Origin of the sequence: Roseixanthobacter psychrophilus (assembly GCF_043195195.1) — a bacterium.
GTDB lineage: Bacteria > Pseudomonadota > Alphaproteobacteria > Rhizobiales > Xanthobacteraceae > NCEH01.
Window position 1 is genome coordinate 1 of the sequence record NZ_JBAFWT010000120.1, and the last position, 1,663, is coordinate 1,663.

The following is a 1,663-nucleotide window of genomic DNA, read 5'->3' on the forward strand; positions in this document are numbered from 1 at the left end:
GAAGGTCCGCATCCGTTTCGGCAATCTCACCATGACGAACCACCCCATCCACATGCACGGCTACGACTTCAAGGTGTCGTGCACCGATGGGGGCTGGGTGCCGGAGGCGGCGGCCTGGCCCGAGGTCACCATCGACTGCGCCGTTGGGCAGATGCGGGCCTTCGATTTCGTCGCCGACAAGCCCGGCGATTGGGCGATCCACTGCCACAAGTCGCATCACACTATGAACGCCATGGGCCACGACGTGCGCAACTTCATCGGGGTCGACAAGAAGGAATTCGCCAAGAAAGTCCGCAAGCTCGTCCCCGACTACATGCCGATGGGCACGGCGGGCATGGCGGACATGGGCGAGATGGAGATGCCGCTGCCCGACAACACCCTGCCGATGATGACGGGCTTCGCCCAGTTCGGGGCGGTCGAGATGGGTGGCATGTTCTCGGTCGTCAAGGTGCGCGAGGGGCTCGCATCCGGCGACTACAAGGATCCGGGATGGTTCAAGCACCCGGAAGGTACGGTCGCCTTCGAGTGGAAGGGCGAACCGAAAAAAGCCGAACGCGAGCCTCCCGCCGCGTTCGACAAGACGAGGACCGCCGAGTTCGACGTCGTGAAACCCGGCAAAAAAACTCCCCACGGCAATCATTGAGAAGGATTTATACATGCAAACACGATTCCTGATCGCAGCGCTTGCGGCCCTTACTCTGTCGACCGCAGCGCTGGCCGACGCTGGTCATTCCCACGAGGATGACCGCGCCTATGGCGAGCCTGGAGATCCCAAAAAGGCAGCACGCACCATCCAGATCACCATGCGCGAAGCGGACGGGAAGATGGTGTTCATCCCGAACCGGATCGACATCCGCAAGGGAGAGCAGGTCAAATTCGCCATCCGTAACAACGGCGAAATGGATCACGAGATCGTCGTCGGCACACTCGACGAGAACCTCAAGCACATGGCCGAGATGATGAAGAATCCGGACATGGAGCATAACGATCCCAACGCCAAGCGCCTGGCCCCGAAGAAGACCGGCGACATCGTCTGGAAATTCACCAAGGCCGGGGAGTTCGACTTCTCTTGCCTCATCCCCGGTCACCGGGAAGCCGGCATGTCCGGCACCATCATCGTCAAGTAACGTCACCGAACGAAGGAGCATAAACATGCGTAAGTTTATCATGGCAGCCGCGATCTCGGCATTCTCGACCGTCGCCTTGGCGCAGACCGCGCCGGTTGACGGGCAGATCACCAAGATCGACCAGGCCCAGGGCAAGGTCACGCTCAAGCACGGGCCGATCAAGAACCTCGACATGGACGGGATGACGATGGTGTTCGCCGTTGCCGACCCGGCCATGCTGAAGGCGGTCAAGGTGGGCGACAAGGTGAAGTTCGAGGCTGATCGGGTGAGCGGCCGACTGACGGTCACCAAGATCGACAGGGCGATGTAGCACTTCGTTGTTCCGGGGAGCGCTGCGGCGCTCCCCTTCTACCGGAGGATCGCCCGATGAACATAGACCGCAGACGCGTGCTCCTGCTCGCAGGCGCGACGCTGCTCGCGCCAGCGGCTGCCAGGGCCGCCGGCCAACCTTTGGTCACGGTCTACAAGAATCCGTCCTGCGCCTGTTGCGGGGCCTGGGCCGACCACATTGCGAAGGCCGGCTTTTCCACGAAGAT

The 1,663-nt window shown here is 61.7% G+C and carries 3 protein-coding genes; all 3 read left to right on the forward strand.

Going from position 1 to position 1,663, the window contains the following annotated elements:
* On the forward strand, positions 1 to 643 hold a 643-nt coding region (locus tag V5F77_RS28690; protein ID WP_429008452.1), incomplete at its 5' end, for a multicopper oxidase domain-containing protein.
* A gap of 13 nt (positions 644 to 656) precedes the next feature.
* On the forward strand, positions 657 to 1,127 hold the full coding sequence (locus V5F77_RS28695; RefSeq protein ID WP_429008453.1) for a cupredoxin domain-containing protein: 471 nt from the start codon (positions 657 to 659) through the stop codon (positions 1,125 to 1,127).
* A gap of 25 nt (positions 1,128 to 1,152) precedes the next feature.
* Positions 1,153 to 1,437 carry a copper-binding protein gene (locus tag V5F77_RS28700; protein ID WP_429008454.1) on the forward strand — a complete coding sequence of 95 codons (285 nt, stop codon included), beginning with the start codon at positions 1,153 to 1,155 and terminating at the stop codon, positions 1,435 to 1,437.
* Positions 1,438 to 1,663 lie beyond the last annotated feature (226 nt).

What these genes read in the sequence shown, in the direction of transcription:
- V5F77_RS28700 (WP_429008454.1), top strand. Translation starts at nt 1,153, where the DNA reads ATGCGTAAGTTTATCATGGCAGCCGCGATCTCGGCATTCTCGACCGTC.
- V5F77_RS28695 (WP_429008453.1), top strand. Translation starts at nt 657, where the DNA reads ATGCAAACACGATTCCTGATCGCAGCGCTTGCGGCCCTTACTCTGTCG.